We start from the raw sequence: 23,300 nt of genomic DNA on the forward strand, positions 1-23,300 counted from the left end.
CGTTTAATACTCCTCTCTAAAGCGTCGAGAAATATATTGTGCTAGTAAGTTCATTAGTAAAGTGAACACAAATAATGTCATCCCAACTGCATAAATACTATAGTAAATGGTTGTTCCGTAACCTGAGTCACCTTGACTAACCTGAACAATGTAAGCAGTCATCGTTTGAATTGATTGTGTTACATCAAACGCTAAAACAGGATTCGATCCCCCAGCTACTGTAACGATCATCGTTTCACCAATCGCCCTTGAAATACCAAGAACAAACGAAGACATAATCCCTGATAAAGCTGCAGGAATTACCACTTTCATTGTTACTTCAAACTTCGTAGCACCGAGCGCTAATGCTCCTTCGCGCATTGCATTAGGCACTGAACTCATTGCATCTTCTGATAAAGAAGCGATCATAGGAATAATCATAATTCCTACCACGATTCCTGGACTAAGCGCATTAAAAATAGATAAGTTCGGAATAACCTTTTGTAACATTGGCGTTACAAAAGTTAATGCAAAGAATCCATAAACAATCGTTGGGACACCCGCCAACACTTCTAAAATAGGTTTAACCGTACGGCGCACTTTATCGGAAGCATATTCACTCAAATAAATAGCCGCTCCAAGACCAATTGGAACTGCAACTATCATTGCAATAATAGCTACCATTAATGTTCCGCTAATTAATGGTAATATTCCATAACTAGGATTCACATCAGAAAACGGGAACCATTCTTTACTAGTAAAATATTCTAAAAATGAAACCTTTGTAAAAAATGTAATCGTTTCGAATAATAAAGTAAAAACGATTCCTAATGTCGTTAATACAGAAATAAAAGCAGTAAGAAAAAGTAAAACTGGAACTGCTTTTTCTACAAGAACCGACAACCCTCTACCTTTCTGTTTTTTTTCTTGTATCATTTTATTGATGGATAATGATGACTGAAAGTCTTTTACTGAGTCCATGTATGTTTCCCCTTTCACCAACGAATGGCTTTACAATAGTGAAGGTGAGAAGGGCTAACCCCTATCTCACCTTAGCACCTTACTTCACAGCATCTTCAATTGCTTTTTTGTTTGCCTCATATTTATCTTCTGGCATTTTTACATAACCAACTTCTTCTGCTAAATCTCCAGCATTTTCATTCATAAAATCAATAAAGTCTTTTACTTCAGCTTTCTCTAAAGATTTTACATTTACATATGTGAATAATGGACGAGAAAGTGGTGCATATTCACCGTTATTAATTGTTTCTTTTGTTGGTTCAACTGCTTTTCCGCTTTCACCAACGATTGGAACTACTTTTAATTTGTCTTTATTTTCTTCGTAGTATGCAAATCCAAAAAATCCGATTGCATTTTTATCACCAGATACACCAGTTACTAATACGTTGTCATCTTCAGAACGTTGTGCATCTTTTTTCATTTCTTTTTCTTCTAAAATTACTTCATCAAAATAATCATACGTACCAGAATCAGTTCCTGGGCTATAAATTTTAATTGGTTCGTTTGGCCATCCTGCACGAACGTCTGCCCATGTTTTTGCTTCGCTTTCTTCTAAGAAGATTTTACGTAATTCATCAAGTGTTAATTGATCAATAAAATCATTTTCTTTATTTACTACTACTGAAATACCATCATATGCAACATTTAATTCCAAAAACTCAATGTCATTTTCTTCTGCTGCTTTTTTCTCTTCGTCTTTCATTGGACGAGATGCATTTGATAAGTCTGTTTCACCTTTTGTAAATTTCTCCATTCCACCACCAGTTCCAGAAACACCAACTGGCGCTTTTACATCAGGTTGCTCAGCTAAATATTCTTCCGCAACAGCTTCCATAATTGGCGCAACTGTTGAAGATCCATCAATGCGAACTTCCCCGCTTAATTTTTTGCCATCTGCTGCACCTTTTTCTTCGTTGTTTCCACATGCAGCAACAACGACTAGAAGGGCACTCATTACTAGCGCTAAGAAAATAGATTTTACATTCTTCACTTTTTGTTCCTCCTGATCCTTTTGGTTTTTGTTGAATATAAAACTATGTATGAAGTTGTCTTGTTCTATTATTAGATTAATCGTTGATTGTTAAACACGTTTTAATTGAATGTAAAGAATGTGTAAATTTAAATAAAAAACAAAAAAAAACGAAGCACTCTTCTCTTCGAGTACTTCGTTTTTTTATTCATCTTTCTCATCAATAATAGGTTCTTTATCTGATTTTTCCGGAATTCCTTGTACGCCATTGCTTGCTTCTTTTAATTCAAAATAAGCATCTAGAATAGCCATCCCCAATACCTGATTGGCATTTTTACTGTCTCGATACGGTAACACGAGAGAAAAAGCAACTTCTGGATCTTCAAATGGAGCATAGCCTATTAAAGTAGAGTTATATGTCCATGATCCGTTTACAAATGTTTGGGCGGTTCCTGTTTTTCCTGCTGCATCATAGGGTTTATTGGAAAAAGAACGAGCTGTACCTTGTGAGCCATGATAAACAAGATAAAACCCTCTCTGAACTCGTTTTAATTCTTCTTCGGTCACATTAATCTTATTTAATGCGACTGGATTATGTTGAAAAACAATTTGTTCCCCGTCATTCGGGTTAATAGCTGGTTGGGTAATTTGTTTTACAAGCTGTGGTTTTACCCGATACCCACCGTTTGCAATTGTAGATACATATTGCGCCATTTGCATTGGTGTATAAGTATCTAATTGACCGATAGATAAGTCAATTAATTTTCCTGGTTCTTTTGGGTTAAAATCTGAACGGTACCCTGTTGCTTCATTAGGTAAATCAATACCAGTAGGTACACCTAATCCAAATTCATTAAAATGTTTTCTCATTAAATCATATGCTTCTTCTTTAATCGGTAGTGGAGCACCGTAACGATATTCCACTCCAGCTAGAGCCATCGTCACTTTAAACATATAGACGTTCGAAGACACTTCTAATGCTTTTACATCACTAATAGACCCAAAATTTTTATATGATTTTTTTTCAGGTGTACCAGCAATTTTTATTGGAGCATCATATAAAACAGTTCCTGGTTGAATAGCGCCAGTTTGGTAACCAGTTAAAATAGTTGCTCCTTTGACAGTAGAACCCATTTCAAACGAATTATAAATGGTACCGATTGCAGCATCTTCATACTTGCCATTTCTCGCTTTTTTTCCAGCTAACGCTAACACTTCTCCGGTTTTCGGGTTCATCATCACGACATACCCTTCCCGAACACCATATTGCGCTAGAACAGAAGATAAACTTTGCTCCACACGTTGTTGTAGGTCCATATCAATTGTTAACATTAAATTACTACCTGATTGGCCTGGTTTTGTGCCGACACTTTTTCCTTCTTTATTCACTTTACTATATATTTCTTCACTTTTTTTCCCACTTAGTACATCTTCATAATATTGCTCAATATAACTTTGTCCTACTTTATCATTTAAACTGTATCCACGTGTTTCGTAATAATCACGTTGTTCTTTTGGAATTTCTTTAATCGTACCTAAAAACGAACGGAACGTTTCACCGTACGGATATTTTCGGTTCGAATCCATTTGAACTTCTATTCCCGAAAAGAAACCTAATTTTTCTGAAATCCGGGCTACCTCCTCGTTTGTTAAGCCACGTTTAATGACTTGTGATCCTTGAGCATATCCTTGTTGGATTCTGGAAAAAATCATCGCTAACTGATGGTCTTCTTCATTTAACGATGCCAACTCGTCTTCTGTAATGACATCAATTAGCTTATTATACTTTTCTTTATCGTTTAATTTTTTTCGTTGTTCATTCGTTAATTTTTTTTCGTACGCTTCGTCTAAATCTTTAAAACGAGTTAAGATATAATAATCTTTCAAATCGCGTTCTTTTACTTTTTCCGTATCTACATCAATTAATGTAGAAATTTCTTTTGACATATCTAATCGTTCTGTTTGCGTTAATGATTGTGTTTTCGTATACACTAATTCATATAATGGCTCATTTTCCACAACAGGCCTACCATACCGGTCAACCATCACTCCACGTGGTACAGATTTTTTTACAACTATATTTTCCGATGCTTCTACTTCTCTTCGGTATTCTTCCCCTTTTACAATTTGCATATATCCAATGCGCAAAATTAAAACGGAAAAAAACAAAAAGACAAGAAAAAATAACACATTCAACCGAATAAATAATATATTTTTTTTCTTTTTCTTTTTTTCCATAATGTTCTCCTCTCCTACTTTACTTTTATATCTAATGGTAAATGACGAATCGCTACATAAATCAACCAATAGCTAGCACCAACGATTATTAATGGATAATAAAAAAAAGATTCATTCCATGCTAAAAAACAAATAAAAATAAACACAGAACATAATCGCCCGCCATTTAGCAAAAAATCGCGACTAACTAAATATTCTACACGGTGAGTCGCACCATCTTTTTCTTTGCCTATTATATCATAAGTTAAAGAGATAAATGGCACGAGTACGAGTGGGTATCCAATCGAAATAAATAAAGCGTATATATATAATAATGGGGGTTGAACTTGAAAAACAATAAAAAAAGCAGAAAGAAATAAAATCATCCCACCGATAAAAATTGATTTTTTATACCATTGTTTTTTTAACCTTTTTCCAACCATATAATACGTGATAAAAGATAAAAAAGATTGCACAAATGAATACATGCCAACTTCCCATTCTTTATTCGTTAAAACAAAAATATAAATAATGATGACAAAAGAGTATGTCCCTTCTCGTAATCCCTGCAAAAAAAAGCCAACTGACAACTTTCTCCACGTTTGTCCTGCATGTTTTTTTAACCAAATTTTTGAAATTTCAAATTTCTTTTTATATCCCTTTCGAATAAAAAAATGACTTCCAACTATCGCAAGAAAAAATAAACAAAGAGAGAGCATAAAGGCATACATATACCCTTGTGAATGAAACCTTTTGATAACGTAACCAGAAAGCAAAGGTCCAAACATCCCAGATAATGACGTCCATGCCCCAAACCAACCATTAAACACTTTTCTTGTATTTGGTTCTGTTATTTCAAATGTTAACACATTATACGATAACCAAAATAAACCGAGCCCTCCACCTAATAGTACTCCTAAAAGTACCATATATTGATTCGCTTCTGTTCCTAAAAATAAAACCGTTATGTAAAAAATAACTAACAACGTAATGCCAAAACGTAAAAGCCATTTCCGATCTAAATAACTAGATAAACACCCACCAATAAAAAATGTCGCCATTTGCATGGCATAAATAATTGCCTGATATTTTGCCATGACCATCCACTCTTTTGTTTGTTTCCATAAATAAACATTTACAAAAGAAGAGGAAATGGCCATTGCAAAAGAGAAAAGAATACCAATGATTATAAGCAAGTAAAAATCTTGTTTATGTTCTTTACGGTTACGATAAAATTCTTTTCGCATCGTTTAAACTCCCCTTTACTTATCAGAAATAGTGTTTGTTTTGGGGAGTAATTTATGCACTACATTCCACTAAATCAAGAAAGCTGAATCTTGTTAGATTCAGCTTTGTATCTTACTTATTTATTATTTTGCTTGCGCGTAACGTTTTGCAACTTCATCCCAGTTTACAACATTCCAGAATGCAGCGATATAATCTGGACGTTTGTTTTGGAATTTTAAGTAGTAAGCATGTTCCCAAACATCTAGACCTAAAATAGGTGTTTTACCTTCTGAAATAGGAGTATCTTGGTTTGGTGTGCTTGTTACTTCTAATGCACCATTATTAACAACTAACCAAGCCCAACCAGATCCGAAACGGCCTGCTGCTGCTGCAGAAAATTGTTCTTTAAATGCATCGAAGCTTCCAAAAGCTTTTGTAATTGCTTCTGCTAATTCACCAGTTGGTGCACCACCAGCGTTTGGTGCCATGATTTCCCAGAATAATGTATGGTTAAAATGACCACCACCGTTATTACGAACTGCTGTCCGAGCAGCTTCTGGAACTGCATCTAAATTTGTTAATAATTCTTCTAAAGATTTCGCTTCTAATTCACTGTTACCAGCGATTGCCTCGTTTAATTTTGTTACATACGTATTATGGTGTTTCGTATGATGAATTTCCATAGTACGCGCATCGATATGAGGTTCTAATGCATCATAAGCATAAGGTAATTTTGGTAGTTCATGTTTAGCCATAGTAAATCTCCTCCTTAAAAATATGTAGCCTTTTACTTTTTAAACTTAATAAACAACTATGTTTAATAAGTCCATACCTTTACAGTATCAAATTTTCCTTAAACATTCAAATAATAAACATTATTTTCTTTTATTTTTTTATTTTAGCCTTTCTTTATAAAAATATGCTATTGTAAAAGCAAAAAAGCTTTCCTCTAAAATGAGGAAAGCTTGTATTACTTAAAAATGGTGGCTCGAGACGGAATCGAACCGCCGACACGAGGATTTTCAGTCCTCTGCTCTACCGACTGAGCTATCGAGCCATTTGGTTGCGGGGACAGGATTTGAACCTGCGACCTTCGGGTTATGAGCCCGACGAGCTACCAGACTGCTCCACCCCGCGATAATATGAAATTGTAATGGCGGAGGAAGAGGGATTCGAACCCCCGCGAGCCGTTAAGCCCCTGTCGGTTTTCAAGACCGATCCCTTCAGCCAGACTTGGGTATTCCTCCGTAAACTAAATTATTCACTTGGTGGACCCTGTAGGACTCGAACCTACGACCGGACGGTTATGAGCCGTCTGCTCTAACCAGCTGAGCTAAGGGTCCAGATGATTTATGGGGCGATTAGTGGGAATCGAACCCACGGATGCCGGAGCCACAATCCGGTGCGTTAACCACTTCGCCATAACCGCCATATTAGTGGTAGCGGCGGAGGGGATCGAACCCCCGACCTCACGGGTATGAACCGTACGCTCTAGCCAGCTGAGCTACACCGCCATTTTTGGCTCCACAGGTAGGATTCGAACCTACGACCGATCGGTTAACAGCCGATTGCTCTACCACTGAGCTACTGTGGAATAAGGATTAATTATTTGCGACATATATTAATGTATCATCAAAAAATATCAAAGTCAATAGTTTTTTTGTTTTTTTTATAAATTCAGCTTCAAACTGAGTAAATACTCTGCTTGAAGCTGATGGTTAGTCTATAATTTCTTGCGCAATATTACTTGCATGATCTCCGATTCGTTCTAAATTACTAATAATATCTACAAACACAATTCCCGCAGAACCAGAACATGCTCCTTCGTTTAATCGTTGAATATGTTGTTTGCGAAGCGTCCGTTCCATTGTATCAATTTGTTCTTCTTTCAATAGAACTAATTTTGCTTTCTCTCTATCGCTTTTTTGAAGCGATTCAATCACTTCTTCTAACATACTAAGAGCTAAATAGAACATTTCATCTAATTCATGTTCTGCTTGTTCCGATAATCTTACTTTATTCGCAAATTTATACGTTGAAAGTTCAGTAATATTTTCTACATGATCCCCAACTCGCTCAATGTCTCGAACAGAATTCATTAACATAAAATGAAATTCTGATTCTCCTTGAGCTAAAGAAGCTGCAGAAACTTTCACAAGATAATCTGTAATCTTTCTATCTAAATTATTAATTGCTTCCTCTATTTGTTTTGCTACTTCTAGATGTTTTTTCTGATTTGTTTTTAAATAACTATGAGCCTCTTCTAATCCTTTTTTTGAAAACTCTGCCATCCGAATCACTTCTTGTTTTGCTTGTCCAAGTGCAATAGATGGAGATTTTTCAATAAATACAGGATCTAAATGATGTGGTTTGGAATCAATAATTGTCTCTTCACCTGGAATGAGTTTCGTTACAATTAACGCCAGAAAACCTATAAAAGGAAATTGAATGATTGTATTCGTTATATTAAATGTTCCATGTGCAAATGCGATTGTCATTGGTCGATTTAAATCGAGTGCCGTTTGAATAAACTGGATAAAATCAGTATAGAACCCTAAAATAAGAAGAAAAACAACCGTACCAATAATATTAAATAAGACGTGCGTTAACGCTGCTCTTCTTGCAGCAATCGTTGCCCCAAGACTTGCCAATACTGCCGTAATAGTTGTTCCAATATTATCCCCGAACAATACAGGTAAAGCTGCTTGTAAAGAAATCGCTTGCTGATCAAACAATTGTTGTAGAATACCAATCGTTGCACTGGAACTTTGAACGATTAATGTAAAAATAGTACCAACCATAACACCTAGAACTGGACTATGACTCATATCGACCATTAAATCCTGAAATACTTGAAATTCCCGAAGTGGTTTCATGCCTTCTCCCATTGTTTCCAATCCATAAAAAAGAGCACCAAAACCAAAAATAACTTGTCCAAATGCATTTGCTTTTGCATTATTAAAGAAAAAAATAAGCAGGGCACCTACTGCGATAATTGGAAGCGAATATTCGGCTACATCTACCCCAATAATAAACGCTGTAACGGTCGTTCCAATATTTGCCCCCATAATAATGCCAATTGCTTGTCGCAATGTCATAAAACCTGCATTAACAAGCCCAACTGTTAACACCGTTGTTGCGGAGCTACTTTGAATTAGTGCTGTGACGATAATTCCAGCTAAAACGCCCATCAATGGATTGGAAGTATACTTATCAAGAATTTCTCTTAATCGATTACCTGCTGCCTTCTGTAAGCCATCCCCCATAAATTTAATACCAAACAAAAAAATCCCTAGACCACCAATAAACTCAAAAATCATCCTTTGAACGTCTACTTCCACAACGGTTCATCTCCCTAAAATGTGTTAATTAGCGTCTTTCGAAATATGTACCATTACTTATTATTTATGATTCATTCCTTAATGTAAAGGAAATGTTAAGTTTTTATTAAAAGGAAATCTTTCTATCGTTATTTTTTTCAAAAACCGTTGTAAAAAAACACTACGTCTTTTGTGTTTGAAACTTTTCACTCCCCTTTTCTACCATATTAAAAAGCAACAGATGTTCACATTTAATGACTGCTATTGTCGATTCTTAAAGTATTATGTAAGATAGAAATATTGCATGAAATAAGGAGGTTTCTATGAATATTTTTATTCAACTTATAAAAAGTTTGTATTCCCCCAAAATAATTAGTCGTTTTCGTTTTCATTCTATGGGGCGAGCTATTGGTTATACATTTCTCATTGTTTTTCTTTTTTCGATTCCACAATACATCATGATTTATGTAGCAACAAATGTATTTTCAAATGAAGTTACACGAACTCTGAATACAATTGGTGATTTAAAAATTGTAGATGGTGAACTTCATACTTCTTCCAAAGATTCATTTGTAGATGAAAAAAACGGAAGCACTATTGCTTTTTTTCCAGTAGAAACTGATATGCCAAAGGATATTGCTCCTCCAAAATATGGGGTCATTATTTTAAAAAATCAATTTATTATTTATGAACAAGGAAAAGCTAGAAACTTTTCTTATGATATGCTACCGCCAACAATTACGTCTCAAGATGTTAAAAGTTTTTTTAATAACTCAATGGGCTTCGTTTATTTATTAGTAACATTATTAATTGTATTTATTTATCTTTTAACAACATTTAACCAATTTATCCTCATTGCTGTATTTGCACTTTTAGGTTATTTATTTTCCAAAATCGCACATCGAAAAATAAATGGAAAGCAGATATGGATTTTAACTACTTTTGCCTTAACATTACCAACACTGTTTACTTCTATTTTTCCTTACTTTGGAATTGATTCTGTCACTTTATTTATTATTTACCTTGTTAGCGCAATCGTGATGGTAAGCATGTCCATTCTATCTCTTCCCAAACCAACAAAACAACCGACATCATGACGATGTCGGTTGTTTCATTAATCCTTCACTAATGGTGAATAATTCTTTTCCGATAGCATTTGTTTGTTGAAATTGTTTTTCTTGCTCTTTCGAAATCCACTTCATTTTCACCGATTGTTGTAACGTTTGTTCTGATGTTTCTTTCACTTGTTCCATTGATTTTAAAACCTCTGGTAAAACACATTGGAATTGATCCACCATTTTTTCAACTTCTACCATTTCATGATTCATTTGTTTAATCGCCTGAATTAACGTATTGAAAACGACTTCTGTTTGCTTTGTCGTTTGTTTATACTCCATTAACTCTTCTTTCATTTGTTCTACTTCTATTGTTATTTTCGATGTAACATCTAGCATATGATGAACCGTTTCTGCTATTTTTTTTGTGGCCGTTTTCGATTCTGTTGCTAGTTTTTGAACCTCTTTTGCGACAACAATAAAACCTTTTCCTGCTTCTCCAGCATGCGTTGCCTCTATAGTAGCATTTAATGCTAATAAGTGGGTTTGTTCAGAAATCATCTGAATCCACTCCACAACGGAAGTGATTTCTTTTGAAAAATGATTAATGTGGTTGATTGTTTGCTCTACTTGATAAAATTTCTCCATAAATGATGCAATTTCACAAGACATTCGTTTTACTTCTTCTTCCCCGCTAATAGCCGATTTGTTCATTTGCGTATGATTGACGACCATTCCTTCGATATGATGCACTAATTGAGAAGAGGAGTTTGAAATTAATGCTAATTTTTCAAGATGCTCATGTGATTTCTGTACACTTTTTTGTACAGTGCTATCTACATTATCAATTATTTCTAGCAATGTTTCATTCGAATCATTCGTTTCATAATACGCGTTTTGCAAACGATTACTCGTTTTATTTAAACAAGACGTTGTTTGCTCCATTCGTTCAATCATTTGTTTCATATGTAAAAGCATTTGGTTAAAACTAATCATTAATGATTTAATCTCTTTAGAAGATGGGGTAACCTCTACAAACCTATGTAAATCACCGTTTCTAACTGCTTTCATCACTTGTCGTAATTTCAATAAAGGTTCCGTTACTTTTCTTACAAAAAAAATCATAACAATAGATCCAATGAACATGCTAACAAAAACAACCATCATAGTATATTTCTTTTGTTGTTCGAGTCCTGTTAGATAACTTTTCGTTTCTGTCACCAATACATAATATCCATTTAACTCTTGTATTTTTTTCGTTGTAATCGTATAATCTATCGAATTATTAGTAACATAAAAGACATCCCCAGATGATTCACCTGATTGCTTAGAAATTTTTTTAGCAAATGATGAATCGATTGTCTTTTTGTTACTTAACGATTCTAATTGATTATCTTTTAATAAATAAGCATCCGAACGAATTCCTTCCTGCATTAAATTCACTATCTGTACACGGGAAATTTTTTTCACTTGTTGATCAAATAAATCATCATTGTTTACATATGCATATTTAATATTTTGGATCGTATCATTCATCATCACAACTTCTCGTTTAAGACGATTTTCCATAATTGTATCAATCGTATTTTTTGTTTGGAAATATCCTATTGCCCCAACTACTGTCAAGCTCGAAATAAATAATAGTAAAAAAACAAGCAACAGTTGTGTTCGTAAGCGTAAAGTATGAAAAAAGCTATCTTTCCGTTGTGCTTGTTCATCCATGTTAATCACCTCACGTTTGATTATGACAGCCAAAAGTAAAGGAAGTATTAATTATTTGTAAAGAAAATAGGCACAAAAATAAGTAGGCATAAGAGTTCCCTCCTATGCCTACTATATTACTTACTAAAGAATGCTTTAATTTTATCAATTAATTGGATAAACCAATCGATGATTTTCTCTAAGAAATTTTGTGTCTCTTCTTTATTTAACACTTCGTTTAAATTATCTTTTAAATCTGTTAATTGTGTTTTTACTTGATCCCAATCAATATTCAAATCTTTCATTTTATTAAACAATTCTACTAATTGATTTAATTCTTCTTCAGTCAATGTAATCCCCAAATCTTGGGCTATTCGCTGAATTAAACTTCGTAAATCTTCTTTTGTTGCTGGTGGATTTTCAGCAATTTCTTCTTTAATACGCGTCATTAATTCGGATGCTTGATCCGCTCCGATTCGGTCGCTCAGTTCTGCTGTACGAACCATTTCTTCATTCGCTACTTGCTTTTGTTCTTCTGGAATCGTTTGATTTGTTGTTTCTTCATATGCTTTAATCAATCCAGTTAATCCAGCTGTCCCAGAAACACTAAATGGAGCAGTCACGTATACATCCGCATCTTTTACACCAGCCGTAATTAGTGCATTTGCATACATTTCTTCTGTGACCCAGTTAATATTATTTGTTTTTACTTGAATACCTGAACCTTTTTCTTTCAATGTTATTTTAGAAGATGAAATAGCTCTTGAACCAATTTGAGATTTACTAATATAATTTCCTAAATATTTATGTTCTTCTGCATTTGATACCGTAATAATAGTTGCATTCTCATCTGCATTCATTTCATTTAAAATCGATTGTTTTTGTTCTTCTGTTAAGTTTTCTCCTAATGTAATAATCGTATCTCCAACCGCAGCATCTGCAAATACACTACGTGGAACCATAAATAAAGTAGCAACTAAAAAGAATATGGAAATCATTACCCACTTCTTATTCATCTTTTACTTCTCCTTTTCCAAAATTTCAGTTCTTAATTATTTCTTCGTTTGGAAGAACTTTTTTTATGATACATCCCCCTCTCATCATAACATATGTTTTTTATTCATATGATAATTATATGAAGGGAGTGGGACAAGTTGAAAAAAATAATTATTTTTTTATTATTCGTTGTCCTTATTCATTCTGTTCATTATGATTTAACGAATGGATCGTTACACGTATTTGAACAGAAACAATCATCCACTACCGAACACACACAACCATACCGAATTGTTGTCGTTCCCCCTGGTGGCACTGTATTATCAATCGTAAAACAACTTCACACTGATAAGATAACCGTTTCAGATGCACAAATTAAACGTGACTTTGAAACGCTTAATAATGGAATAAAACCAGATGCTATCTCCGCTCATCAAAAATATAAATTTCCTATTTATGAATAAGGAAGATTCTTCATCAAGTTTTTATCCTTCTAAAAATGAATATTCTACTTTATAATGTAGAAAGTGATATCATACATTGTTTTTAACAATGAACCATTAAAAGGAGCGATTTTTGATGAAGGAGATTACCCATCGAACAAAAACGCGTCCCGTCAAAGTTGGAAATTTAACCATAGGCGGAAATAATCAAGTTATCATTCAAAGTATGACAACAACAAAGACGCATGATGTTGAAGCTACTGTAAAAGAAATTCATCGTTTAGAAGAAGCGGGCTGTCAAATTGTCCGAGTGGCGTGCCCAGATATGCGAGCAGCAGAAGCAATTGCAGATATTAAAAAGCAAATTTCGATTCCACTAGTAGTGGATATTCATTTTGATTACAAATTAGCGTTAAAAGCAATTGAAGGCGGGGCAGATAAAATTCGTATTAACCCTGGAAATATTGGGAAACGCGAAAAAGTAGAAGCTGTCGTAAAAGCTGCAAAAGAACGTGGGATTCCAATTCGTATTGGAGTAAATGCTGGTTCTTTAGAAAAACGAATTCTTGAAAAGTATGGCTACCCGACTGCTGACGGAATGGTTGAAAGTGCTCTTCATCATATTAAAATTTTAGAAGATCTTGATTTCCATGACATTATCGTGTCCATGAAAGCAAGCGATGTGAATTTAGCAATTGAGGCGTATGAAAAAGCTGCACAAACGTTTGATTATCCGTTACATTTAGGGATTACCGAAAGCGGAACTCTTTTTTCAGGGACAATAAAGAGTGCTGCTGGATTAGGCGCTATTTTAAGTAAAGGCATTGGAAATACGATGCGTGTATCGTTAAGTGCAGATCCAGTAGAAGAAGTAAAAGTAGCTCGTGAATTGTTAAAATCATTTGGATTACTTTCCAATGCTGCTACACTTGTTTCTTGTCCAACGTGTGGCCGAATTGAAATTGATTTAATTTCTATTGCCAATGAAGTCGAAAAATATATTTCAAAAATAAAAGCTCCAATCAAAGTATCTGTTTTAGGTTGTGCCGTTAACGGCCCGGGAGAAGCAAAAGAAGCAGATATCGGAATAGCTGGGGCACGTGGAGAAGGGTTATTATTTCGCCACGGTCAAATCATTCGTAAAGTACCAGAAGAACAAATGGTAGAGGAATTAAAAAAGGAAATTGATCAATTAGCAAAAGAATACGAAGCAAAAAACTTATAAAAGCAATCGGAGTGAATGATGCCCCATCCTTTCAAAACGGTGCAGGCTACATTCACTCCGATTTTTTTTATATAAGTGGTCCAATTGCATAGCGCCAAATAATGGCAACAATCCCAAGTCCAATAGCCCATGTTCCTAAACTAATAGCCCCTCGACGTCGACCGATAAATCCTAAAATAATCCCTGCTGCTCCAAAGAAAACTGGTGCCATAAAAAAGGCAATAATCGATAAAACAATGCCAAAAATAGCCCACCCACGTCCTGCAGTTTCTTCCCCACGTGTATCTATATCTCGATCTTGAATTGTATCAATCGGAGAACGGTTTACTGCTCCTTCAGCTGCAAACTCTTCATTATGAGTTTCCACACGAGGTGCTTTATTTGTTTTTTCTCCAAATGCATTTTCCGCCATAAAAAATCACTCCTTTCTTTTGTTTTCCCTCTTAGTATGGTTCATTTTATGATAAAATGTAGGAGGGAATGGTTTGTCTTATCGACACCTTTATCCAATCGATGAGAATTTTGGGAGTGTATGTTATATGAAACGAAAAAAATTTGGATTAGACATTGATGGAACTGTAACAAGCCCTCATACGTTTATTCCATATATTAACAAGGCATTTAATAAAACGTTAACCCTTGAAGATATAACGGAATATAGTCTATCTGTTGCTCTTGGGATTAGTGAAAAAAAATTTTGGGAATGGATGGATCAAAATGAACCGACAATTTATGAAAATGCTCCTCTATTTTCAAAAAACACCAAAAAAATTTTAAACAATTGGGAAAAACAACATGAGTTATTTTATATAAGTGCACGGAGGGAACATTTATTACCAACTACTTATTCATGGTTTGAAAAACATATGATTCCCTACAATAAAATTGAATGTGTTGGAGAACGAAATAAAGTAGAAGTTGTGAAGGAATATGATTTAGACATTTTTTTTGAAGACAAACATGAAAATGCATGTAATATTGCAGAAGAATGCGGTATTCCTGTCATTTTATTTGATACCCCATACAACCGACTCCCTACTCCTAAAAACGTATTCCGTGTTTCCGCATGGGACGAAGCAGAGCAAACAGTCGAACAATTCTTTCAACCAGCAAAAAACCTCTTACGATAAGGAGAATAAGTGCACCTAACCATTAGTGGGGAAAGTATAAAAATCCCCACTAATGGAGGATTTCTTCATTTTTTTTTGCATTCTTTACATGTTCCGTAAACCTCAAATTTATGACCAATTATTTCAAATTCATCTAGTTCATCTGAAATAATTTCCATCGGACAATGGTCAATTTGCTTCGTTTTCCCACAAGTTAAACAAATGAAATGGTGGTGATGATGATCCACCGAACAAGTAAAGCGAAATTTTTTTTCTCCTTCTAATTCTGTCACTTCTAAAATACCTAATTCAGCAAACAGAGATAAGTTGCGATAAATCGTATCGAAACTTAATCCTGGATATTGTTCTTTTAATTTATTTAGTACTTCTTTTGCGGATATATATCGTTTATCATTGCGAAATAACCGTAAAATATCTTCTCTTTTATCAGTTTGTTTATATCCATTTTTTTTTAAAATCGCAATGGCTTCATCGACGGTCACATCGATTCCTCCTCTTAATCAGTACAATCATACATTTAGTATACACTGTTTTTTTTATAACTACCAGAAGGACCAATTCGTAAACATTTTCTCTTAACCATTTCTCCACCTTTACAAAATCTTAACATTATTTACTAAGCATCTACTATAAAATTGATATAAAATAAATACAGTAACATTTTATGATGATGTGTTTTGCTACTATTAGATAAGGGGTAAAGAAGTATAAGATGATATATAGATATCCGTTAATAAGTGGCGGACTACATGATTGGATTTGTATATAAAGGATGGGGCCTATGATTGAAAAAAAAATTGGAATTATTGATTTAGGATCAAACTCTATTCGTCTTGTCATTTTTAAAATTGAACAAAATGGACGATACAAAGAATTGTATAATTTAAAAGTTATCGCGCGCTTAGCTAATCACATTGAAGCAAATGGAGATATTACATCAGAAGGAATACGAATTGTGATTGATGCGTTAAAACGCTTTGAACCAATTGTTATACACCACCATGTTTCTGATGTAAAAGGCATTGCCACAGCAGCTATTCGTTCTGCTCAAAATAAAAAAAATGTCTTAGAACAAATCAAACAAGAAACCATCTTTGACTTTCGTGTACTAAGTGGTCAAGAAGAAGCATACTATGGATATCTAGCCGTAGTAAATTCAACAAATGTAACAGAAGGCATTACAATAGATATTGGTGGTGGTAGTACCGAGGTCACATATATGAAAGGCCGTGAATTAATAAATTCCCACAGTTTTCCTTTCGGGGCAATTACGTTAAAAAGACAATTTATTTTAGGAAATGAACCAACTGATACTGAATTAAAACAGCTTTCTACTTTTTTGCGTACACAGTTTTCAACATTGCAATGGGTAAAAAATAAGAAAGTTCCGGTCATCGGTATCGGAGGGAGTGCCCGAAATTTAACAAGGCTTCATCAATCTAAAACAAATTATCCATTGTTTGGATTACATCAATATTACATAAACCCTGCAGATATTAAGAAGATAAACCAAAGACTGATGGCAACACCGTTAACAGAACGCCAAAAATTAGATGGTCTATCAAAAGATCGAGCAGATATTATCATTCCCGCAATCGAAGCCATCTACACTTTAGTCGATGTTGTGAATGCCACATCTTTTATGATGAGTAACAAAGGATTACGAGAAGGTATTTTTTATGAGGAAATTTTAAAACAATTACAATTAAAATTTTTCCCCAGTGTTGCAAATGAAACACTATTTCAACTCTCAAAAGATTATGAAATTGATACAAAGCACACTTCTCACCTCCTTCATTTAGCACGCGTATTTATCGAAGAATGTGAAGCAAAGAAGATTCAAGTATTTACGAAAGAAGAAAAAGAAATTTTATTTAAAAGCACAAAACTCGTTCAATTTGGGGAATACATAGATAAGGCTTCTAGTAGCCAACATACTTTTTACTTGCTTACAAACCGTTCTTTAGATGGATTTGACCACTTATTACGTTTAAAAATTGCTTGTGTCGCTTCTTTTAAATCAAAAGCTATTATGATGAATTATTTATCTCCTTACAAATCGTTATTAACCGAAAAAGAAGTAGATCACTTAGAACTACTTGGTAGTATGTTAAAATTTTTAAATGCTCTTAACCATACGAGACGTGGAATTGTTTTAACTATTACCATTCACCAACACATGCAATCCGAACTAAACTTTTCGATTACATGCCAGGGTGATTATACATTTGAAGAACAAAACGCATTAAAACATAAAAAGCATTTAGAACGTTCGCTTCAATGCAAGATCAACATACATTTTCTTCTTCAAGAATCATAAATTAAAAACAGAAAGGTTGAAGCATAATGGATTATTCTCAAGAACGACAAGAATTAGATGAACAACAACCAGATTTAAGTAGCCTTATTTATTACAACAATCGTGAGTTAAGTTGGTTAGCGTTTAATGAACGTGTGTTACAAGAAGCTATCGATGAACGTAATCCGTTATTAGAACGATTAAAATTTTTGGCTATTTTTAGCTCCAATTTAGATGAGTTTTTTATGGTTCGTGTCGCTGGTTTAAAAGACCAAGTCCGCGCCGGATTCAATTTGCCTGAAAATAAGGCTGGTATGACACCTAAACAACAACTAAATGCTATTTCGAAAAAAAATCATACATTAATTAACCTTCAATATGAAACGTATAATCAAGTGTTAGTACCTCTTTTGCAAAAAGAAAAAATTGAATTTGTAGATACATCACAATTAACAGAAGAACAACTTACCTTTTTAGAATATAAATTTGATTATCAAATTTTTCCGGTATTAACACCAATGGCGATTGATGCTTATCGTCCTTTTCCGATGTTATTAAATAAAAGTTTAAATTTAGCGGTGATGCTTCAAAACGAAAGAAGCGGCCAAAGCGAACTAAACTTTGCTTTAGTTCAAGTTCCAGCTGTGTTAACACGGTTTATTGAATTACCAAACAAAGAAGATAAACGCCAATTTATTTTATTAGAGGATGTCATTCGTCATTTTACGTATAAGTTATTTAGTGGATATACAGTCGTTAGTGCTTCACCGTTTCGGATTACTCGGAATGCCGATTTAACAATTCATGAAGAAGGTGCACGGGACTTATTACGTGTGATTGAAAAAGAATTAAAGAAACGAAAATGGGGAGCTGCCGTTCGTTTAGAAATACAAAAAAATTCAATGGATCCAGAAGTATTAGATTATTTAATGGAAGTATTAGAAATACACGAAAAAGATGTGTACAAAGTAGACGGTCCAATTGACTTCACATTTTTATTTAAATTTTATGGAACCTTAGAATCTGACTTTGAATATTTAGTAAACGATTCTTTTATTCCTCAACCAGCACAAGGTATTCAAAGTGAAAATATTTTTGATGATATTTTAAAACATGATATTTTATTACATCATCCATATGAATCTTTTCAGCCAGTCATTGACTTTATTGATCAGGCAACGGATGATCCACATGTACTCGCGATTAAACAAACATTATATCGCGTGAGTGGCAATTCTCCTATTGTGCAAGCATTGGCGCGTGCTGCTGAAAACGGGAAACAAGTTACGGTTTTAGTAGAATTAAAAGCACGATTTGATGAAGAAAATAATATTCAATGGGCAAGAATGTTGGAGAAAAATGGCGTTCATGTTATTTATGGCTTTAATAATTTAAAAACCCATAGTAAAATTACACTGGTCGTTCGCCAAGAACCAGTAACGGCAAAAATTCAACGGTTTGTCCATTTAAGTACTGGGAACTATAACGATCAGACAGCAAAATTATATACAGATATCGGTCTTTTTACAGCAGATGAGACGTTTGGTGTCGATGCTACTAATTTTTTTAATTATTTAAGCGGTTATTCAGAAAAACCAAAATGGAACCATTTTTCAACTGCTCCATTCCAAATACGCGATACATTTTTGGAATTAATTGATCAAGAAATTACATCTCATAAGGAAAAAGGCAATGGATATATTATCGCAAAAATGAACTCTTTAACCGACAAAAAGATTATTTTAAAATTATATGAAGCTTCACAAGCAGGAGTAAAAATTGACCTTATCGTACGTGGTATTTGTTGTTTACGTCCACAAATACCTGGTGTAAGCGAAAATATTACTGTCAGAAGCATTGTTGGACGTTTATTAGAACATAGTCGTATTTTTTATTTCCGTAACCAAGGAAAAGAAAAAATCTTCTTATCATCAGCTGATTGGATGACAAGAAACATGGAAAAACGTGTAGAAATTCTTTTCCCTGTCTATGATCATTTAATAAAATCTAGACTTAAAAAATTATTAAAACTTCAATTAGCAGATAACGTAAAAGCCCGTGAACAAAATGCTAATGGGGAATACCAATATGTTCCTAGTAGGGAAGGCGAAAAACCGATAAATTCACAAGAAATTTTATATGAGGAAGCTTGCGAATATAGTGAAAATCATTAAAAAAGCTCTAGCATCACGCTAGAGTTTTTTTAATGAATAGGAGATTTGAAACGACCGCCTCTCGTTTCTTGTGTACTCATAATTGTTAAAAAGGCATTGGGGTCTGTTTCATAGACAATCTTTTTCAATTTCATTACTTCTAACCGTGTACATACTGCATAAATTACTTCTGTTTCTTTATCCGTATATCCACCTTTTGCTTTTAACTTTGTTGTACCACGTCCTAAACGATGCAAAATGCCTTCTGATATTTCGTCGTGCTTCTCTGAAACAATCATAATAGCCTTCGTTTCATCTAACCCTTGAATAACTGTATCAATTGTTTTATATGCAATATAATACGTCATGACTGAATACATCGCCTTTTCTGGTCCAAACACAAACCCGGCCCAAGTAAAAATAAAAATATTCATAAACATAACGAATTCACCTACAGAAAATGGAAGTCGTTTTGTTAATAAAATTCCTAAAATTTCAGTACCATCTAATGATCCACCATAACGAATGACGAGCCCCACTCCTGCTCCGAGAACAAGCCCCCCAAAAACAGTAGCTAAAATATTTTCATTCGTAAATGATTCTATATTTGTAAATAACATATCTGCAATCGATAAACAAACAATTGAAAACAACGTCGAAAAAACAAATGTTTTCCCAATATGTTTATAGCCGCTATACATAAATGGAATATTTAATAATAGAACGAGTAAACTGAATGATAACGGGCTTATGTAATCTAAAATAAGAGAAATACCAATAATTCCTCCATCGATAATATTATTCGGTACTAAAAATGCTTTAATAGATAAGGAAGCAAGTGTTGCACCAAAAGCCATCATAAACATTCGAAATAAAATCGAGGAGAATGTTTCTTTTTTATGTTGTTTTTCATCCATAGACATCTTCCTTTTGACACATTTTTTTCTCCGTCCCATATACTAATCAAAAAAGGAGCGATTAGTATGAAACCATTTATTGAACAATGGTTATTGCAAAAAGTACAATCGTTAACCGTTCAAGATGTGATTCAACTTGGGCAAAAACACAACGTTATCTTATCCGAAAAAGAAGCAAACACTGCCCTGACGCTTTTTTATGGTCACCTTCATCACTTACATTCAAAAGAAGATTTAGAGCACTTTTTTTATTTGCTAGAACAGTCGATTGGTGAAAAAAATACAGAAGTACTTAAAAAAATGATTCAACCATATGTAACGTTGTTATTTTGAAAAAGGACAGTTGATTTACTCAACTGTCTTATTGGTTTGCAATCTTTGTTAAAACATCTGTATCAAATGATTGATTTCGTAACATTTCAATTTCAAACTTATATGGAGGCTTTTTATTTTTTTTATCTTCTCCAACATACGGCGTTTCTAAAATTTTAGGTATTTCTTGTAATTGAGGATGATGCACAACTTTTGCTAATGCGTCAAAACCGATATGACCGAATCCGATATTTTCATGACGGTCTTTTGCTGCTCCTCTTTCATTTTTACTATCATTAATATGAAGCACCTTAATGCGGTCAACACCAATCACTTTATCAAATTCATTTAATACACCATCAAAATCTTCCACAATATTGTAACCGGCATCATGTGTGTGACACGTATCGAAACAAACCGATAACTTTTCGTTATATGTAACACCATCGATAATTTTCGCTAACTCGTCGAATGTACGTCCACATTCACTACCTTTTCCTGCCATTGTTTCTAAGGCAATCTGCACTGTTTGTTCTTTCGTAAGTACTTCATTCAATCCTTCAATAATTCGTTTAATCCCAACATCTGCACCTGCACCAACATGTGCGCCTGGATGAAGGACAATTTGTTTTGCTCCAATAGCCTCTGTTCGTTTAATTTCTTCTGCTAAAAATCGAACACCTAATTCGAATGTTGCGTTATTAGTTGTATTTGCAATATTAATAATATACGGAGCGTGTACGATGATTTCATCGATCTTATGCTCTTTCATATGTTGCATTCCCGCTTCAATATTTAACTCTTCTATTGGCTTACGACGTGTATTTTGAGGTGCCCCTGTATAAATCATAAATGTATTTGCACCGTAAGAAACTGCTTCTTCACTTGAAGCAAGCAGCATTTTTTTTCCACTCATTGATACGTGTGAACCTAGTTTCAACATGTTATTTCCCCCTGTACTTCTTTCGACTTGCTTTTTTTATGGCTTTTTCTACTTGTTCTCGGTGTTTTTTCTTATAGCCTGGTTTTACTTTTTTTGATTTCTTAGGCAAACGAATAGAAGGTGCTTCCTCATTTATTCCTTGTCGTGGTTTTGCTTTTCGACGTCTTCTTTCAGATTTTGTAAATTCACCATTTTTAAATTCATAATAGTGAAAATAGACGCCTCTTTTTTCTAATTGATCTAAATGATCACCATCTGTATCGTCGTATATTGAAATGCAGATACCTGTATAATTTCCTCGTCCAGTTCGCCCGCTTCTATGAATATAAAAATCTAAATCTTTCGGGAAACTAACGCTAAAAATGTGACTTACTCCTTTGATGTCGATTCCACGCGCTGCAAGATCTGTTGCAATCACGTATTGGTATTTTAAATCATGGATTTCTTTCATCACTTTTTTACGCTCTCTCGCAGCTAATCCTCCGTGTAGAATCCCAACATTCCATCCTTTTTCTAATGCGTCACGATATAATTGATTTGCTTCAACTTTTGTATTCGTAAATACGAGCGCTAAAAACGGATTTGTTTTTTCCATCATCGATAATACGACTTCGTTTCTATCGCGATGACGCAATGAGATTGCCCAATGTTCTACATTTTGATTTGCAGTTTCTTTTTTAGGAACTTGGACAAATTTTGGCTGATTCATATATTTCTTTAAAAATGGTTCTAAAGGTTCAGGAATCGTTGCAGAAAACACAAGCAATTGTGCAGACTCATTTATACTTTTTGCGATATAGTCTACATCTTCTAAAAAGCCCATATCTAACATCATATCCGCTTCATCTACTACGAAAGAAAAAGCAGTATATGATAAAAGATATTGTTTCGAAATATAATCTTTGATTCTTCCTGGTGATCCTATTATTAACTGCGGTTGCTTTTGATGCAATTTTTCTTGTTCTCGAAGCCGATCTGTTCCGCCAATAATTAATTTTGCTGATATTTTTTCTTCTTCCTTCGCAAACTCCATTAACTTTTGAAATTCCCCGTATATTTGTCTTGCTAGTTCACGTGTAGGTGTCGCAATAATGACTTGAATTTCGTCTACTTGTGGATTTATTTTTTGCACTAATGGCAATAAATAAGCAAGTGTTTTTCCTGTTCCAGTTTGTGATTGTCCAATGGCATCTTGCCCTTTGATAATCGTTGGGAATAACCGTTCTTGAATAAAAGTTGGTTTTTGAAAACCTTGTTTGCGAATAGATTGTAATAAATAATTGTGTAATGTACCGTTTGAAAAAAATTGTTCGTTCATAAATAGCCTCCTTTTTATATTGTACCTTATGATACAACGTTAGAAAACAAAATGTCACTTGAAGGTGACCAATTA

Annotated in this window: 20 protein-coding genes and 7 tRNA genes; 7 read left to right on the forward strand and 20 right to left on the reverse strand. The window is 34.1% G+C overall.

Features of this window, described 5'->3' with window-relative positions:
* Positions 1 to 3: 3 nt before the first annotated feature.
* From pstC to BN1372_RS08765, 13 genes are all read right to left on the reverse strand, one after another.
* A complete protein-coding gene (pstC, locus tag BN1372_RS08705; RefSeq protein WP_062198625.1) occupies positions 4 to 960 on the reverse strand; it encodes a phosphate ABC transporter permease subunit PstC in 957 nt (318 codons plus the stop codon).
* Between the two features lie 79 nt (positions 961 to 1,039).
* A complete protein-coding gene (locus BN1372_RS08710; protein WP_074018163.1) occupies positions 1,040 to 1,990 on the reverse strand; it encodes a PstS family phosphate ABC transporter substrate-binding protein in 951 nt (316 codons plus the stop codon).
* 183 nt (positions 1,991 to 2,173) lie between these two features.
* Positions 2,174 to 4,207, reverse strand: a complete 2,034-nt coding sequence (locus BN1372_RS08715; RefSeq protein ID WP_062198627.1) for a peptidoglycan D,D-transpeptidase FtsI family protein — start codon at positions 4,205 to 4,207, stop codon at positions 2,174 to 2,176.
* 14 nt (positions 4,208 to 4,221) lie between these two features.
* Positions 4,222 to 5,433 carry an MFS transporter gene (locus tag BN1372_RS08720; protein ID WP_062198629.1) on the reverse strand — a complete coding sequence of 404 codons (1,212 nt, stop codon included), beginning with the start codon at positions 5,431 to 5,433 and terminating at the stop codon, positions 4,222 to 4,224.
* 123 nt (positions 5,434 to 5,556) lie between these two features.
* Complete coding sequence (locus BN1372_RS08725) at positions 5,557 to 6,168, reverse strand: superoxide dismutase (protein ID WP_062198632.1); 612 nt, start codon at positions 6,166 to 6,168, stop codon at positions 5,557 to 5,559.
* Positions 6,169 to 6,394: 226 nt separating this feature from the next.
* Positions 6,395 to 6,470: transfer RNA gene (locus BN1372_RS08730), tRNA-Phe, on the reverse strand.
* Between the two features lie 3 nt (positions 6,471 to 6,473).
* Positions 6,474 to 6,550 (reverse strand) — tRNA-Met (locus BN1372_RS08735).
* A 17-nt stretch (positions 6,551 to 6,567) separates the two neighbouring features.
* Positions 6,568 to 6,660: transfer RNA gene (locus BN1372_RS08740), tRNA-Ser, on the reverse strand.
* A 19-nt stretch (positions 6,661 to 6,679) separates the two neighbouring features.
* Positions 6,680 to 6,756 (reverse strand) — tRNA-Ile (locus BN1372_RS08745).
* Between the two features lie 10 nt (positions 6,757 to 6,766).
* Positions 6,767 to 6,842: transfer RNA gene (locus BN1372_RS08750), tRNA-His, on the reverse strand.
* 8 nt (positions 6,843 to 6,850) lie between these two features.
* Positions 6,851 to 6,927, reverse strand: a tRNA-Met gene (locus BN1372_RS08755).
* Positions 6,928 to 6,932: 5 nt separating this feature from the next.
* Positions 6,933 to 7,007, reverse strand: a tRNA-Asn gene (locus tag BN1372_RS08760).
* A 124-nt stretch (positions 7,008 to 7,131) separates the two neighbouring features.
* Positions 7,132 to 8,754 carry a Na/Pi cotransporter family protein gene (locus BN1372_RS08765; protein WP_062198634.1) on the reverse strand — a complete coding sequence of 541 codons (1,623 nt, stop codon included), beginning with the start codon at positions 8,752 to 8,754 and terminating at the stop codon, positions 7,132 to 7,134.
* Between the two features lie 302 nt (positions 8,755 to 9,056).
* Between BN1372_RS08765 and BN1372_RS08770 the strand changes: the two genes are divergently transcribed.
* Positions 9,057 to 9,830: a DUF1189 domain-containing protein gene (locus BN1372_RS08770; RefSeq protein WP_062198636.1), complete on the forward strand. Its 774-nt coding sequence runs from the start codon at positions 9,057 to 9,059 to the stop codon at positions 9,828 to 9,830.
* On the opposite strand, the gene BN1372_RS08775 is transcribed toward BN1372_RS08770, so the two are convergent.
* Both BN1372_RS08775 and BN1372_RS08780 read right to left on the reverse strand, forming a co-directional pair.
* The gene (locus BN1372_RS08775) at positions 9,825 to 11,510 is read right to left on the reverse strand and encodes a methyl-accepting chemotaxis protein (RefSeq protein ID WP_062198637.1); all 1,686 of its coding nucleotides are present in this window, start codon (positions 11,508 to 11,510) and stop codon (positions 9,825 to 9,827) included. The two genes, BN1372_RS08770 and BN1372_RS08775, sit on opposite strands and share 6 nt — an antisense overlap.
* Before the next feature lie 116 nt (positions 11,511 to 11,626).
* Entirely contained in the window at positions 11,627 to 12,505 is an 879-nt protein-coding gene (locus tag BN1372_RS08780) for a DUF1002 domain-containing protein (protein ID WP_062198639.1), read from the reverse strand.
* A gap of 138 nt (positions 12,506 to 12,643) precedes the next feature.
* Between BN1372_RS08780 and BN1372_RS08785 the strand changes: the two genes are divergently transcribed.
* Positions 12,644 to 12,949: a hypothetical protein gene (locus BN1372_RS08785; RefSeq protein WP_062198641.1), complete on the forward strand. Its 306-nt coding sequence runs from the start codon at positions 12,644 to 12,646 to the stop codon at positions 12,947 to 12,949.
* A 115-nt stretch (positions 12,950 to 13,064) separates the two neighbouring features.
* The gene (ispG, locus tag BN1372_RS08790) at positions 13,065 to 14,153 is read left to right on the forward strand and encodes a flavodoxin-dependent (E)-4-hydroxy-3-methylbut-2-enyl-diphosphate synthase (protein ID WP_062198643.1); all 1,089 of its coding nucleotides are present in this window, start codon (positions 13,065 to 13,067) and stop codon (positions 14,151 to 14,153) included.
* Positions 14,154 to 14,220: 67 nt separating this feature from the next.
* Here the strand turns inward: ispG and BN1372_RS08795 are convergent, their stop codons facing one another.
* Positions 14,221 to 14,565, reverse strand: coding sequence for a hypothetical protein (locus BN1372_RS08795; RefSeq protein WP_062198645.1), 345 nt, complete (start codon positions 14,563 to 14,565; stop codon positions 14,221 to 14,223).
* A 127-nt stretch (positions 14,566 to 14,692) separates the two neighbouring features.
* Here BN1372_RS08795 and BN1372_RS08800 point away from each other — a divergent pair, with 127 nt between their 5' ends.
* Positions 14,693 to 15,283 carry a 5' nucleotidase, NT5C type gene (locus tag BN1372_RS08800; protein WP_062201226.1) on the forward strand — a complete coding sequence of 197 codons (591 nt, stop codon included), beginning with the start codon at positions 14,693 to 14,695 and terminating at the stop codon, positions 15,281 to 15,283.
* A gap of 65 nt (positions 15,284 to 15,348) precedes the next feature.
* On the opposite strand, the gene BN1372_RS08805 is transcribed toward BN1372_RS08800, so the two are convergent.
* On the reverse strand, positions 15,349 to 15,765 hold the full coding sequence (locus tag BN1372_RS08805; protein WP_062198647.1) for a Fur family transcriptional regulator: 417 nt from the start codon (positions 15,763 to 15,765) through the stop codon (positions 15,349 to 15,351).
* Between the two features lie 299 nt (positions 15,766 to 16,064).
* On the opposite strand from BN1372_RS08805, the gene ppx reads away from it, so the two are divergent.
* On the forward strand, positions 16,065 to 17,603 hold the full coding sequence (ppx, locus tag BN1372_RS08810) for an exopolyphosphatase (RefSeq protein ID WP_074018164.1): 1,539 nt from the start codon (positions 16,065 to 16,067) through the stop codon (positions 17,601 to 17,603).
* Positions 17,604 to 17,629: 26 nt separating this feature from the next.
* A complete protein-coding gene (locus tag BN1372_RS08815; RefSeq protein ID WP_062198649.1) occupies positions 17,630 to 19,756 on the forward strand; it encodes an RNA degradosome polyphosphate kinase in 2,127 nt (708 codons plus the stop codon).
* A gap of 29 nt (positions 19,757 to 19,785) precedes the next feature.
* On the opposite strand, the gene BN1372_RS08820 is transcribed toward BN1372_RS08815, so the two are convergent.
* Entirely contained in the window at positions 19,786 to 20,652 is an 867-nt protein-coding gene (locus BN1372_RS08820; RefSeq protein WP_062198651.1) for a YitT family protein, read from the reverse strand.
* A 66-nt stretch (positions 20,653 to 20,718) separates the two neighbouring features.
* On the opposite strand from BN1372_RS08820, the gene BN1372_RS08825 reads away from it, so the two are divergent.
* Positions 20,719 to 20,985: a DUF2624 family protein gene (locus BN1372_RS08825; protein ID WP_062198653.1), complete on the forward strand. Its 267-nt coding sequence runs from the start codon at positions 20,719 to 20,721 to the stop codon at positions 20,983 to 20,985.
* A 28-nt stretch (positions 20,986 to 21,013) separates the two neighbouring features.
* On the opposite strand, the gene BN1372_RS08830 is transcribed toward BN1372_RS08825, so the two are convergent.
* Positions 21,014 to 21,907, reverse strand: a complete 894-nt coding sequence (locus BN1372_RS08830) for a deoxyribonuclease IV (RefSeq protein ID WP_062198655.1) — start codon at positions 21,905 to 21,907, stop codon at positions 21,014 to 21,016.
* A gap of 1 nt (position 21,908) precedes the next feature.
* The gene (locus BN1372_RS08835; RefSeq protein ID WP_062198657.1) at positions 21,909 to 23,225 is read right to left on the reverse strand and encodes a DEAD/DEAH box helicase; all 1,317 of its coding nucleotides are present in this window, start codon (positions 23,223 to 23,225) and stop codon (positions 21,909 to 21,911) included.
* Positions 23,226 to 23,300: the final 75 nt, after the last annotated feature.

It is taken from the genome of Massilibacterium senegalense, assembly GCF_001375675.1.
In the GTDB taxonomy this organism is placed as follows: domain Bacteria; phylum Bacillota; class Bacilli; order Bacillales; family Massilibacteriaceae; genus Massilibacterium; species Massilibacterium senegalense.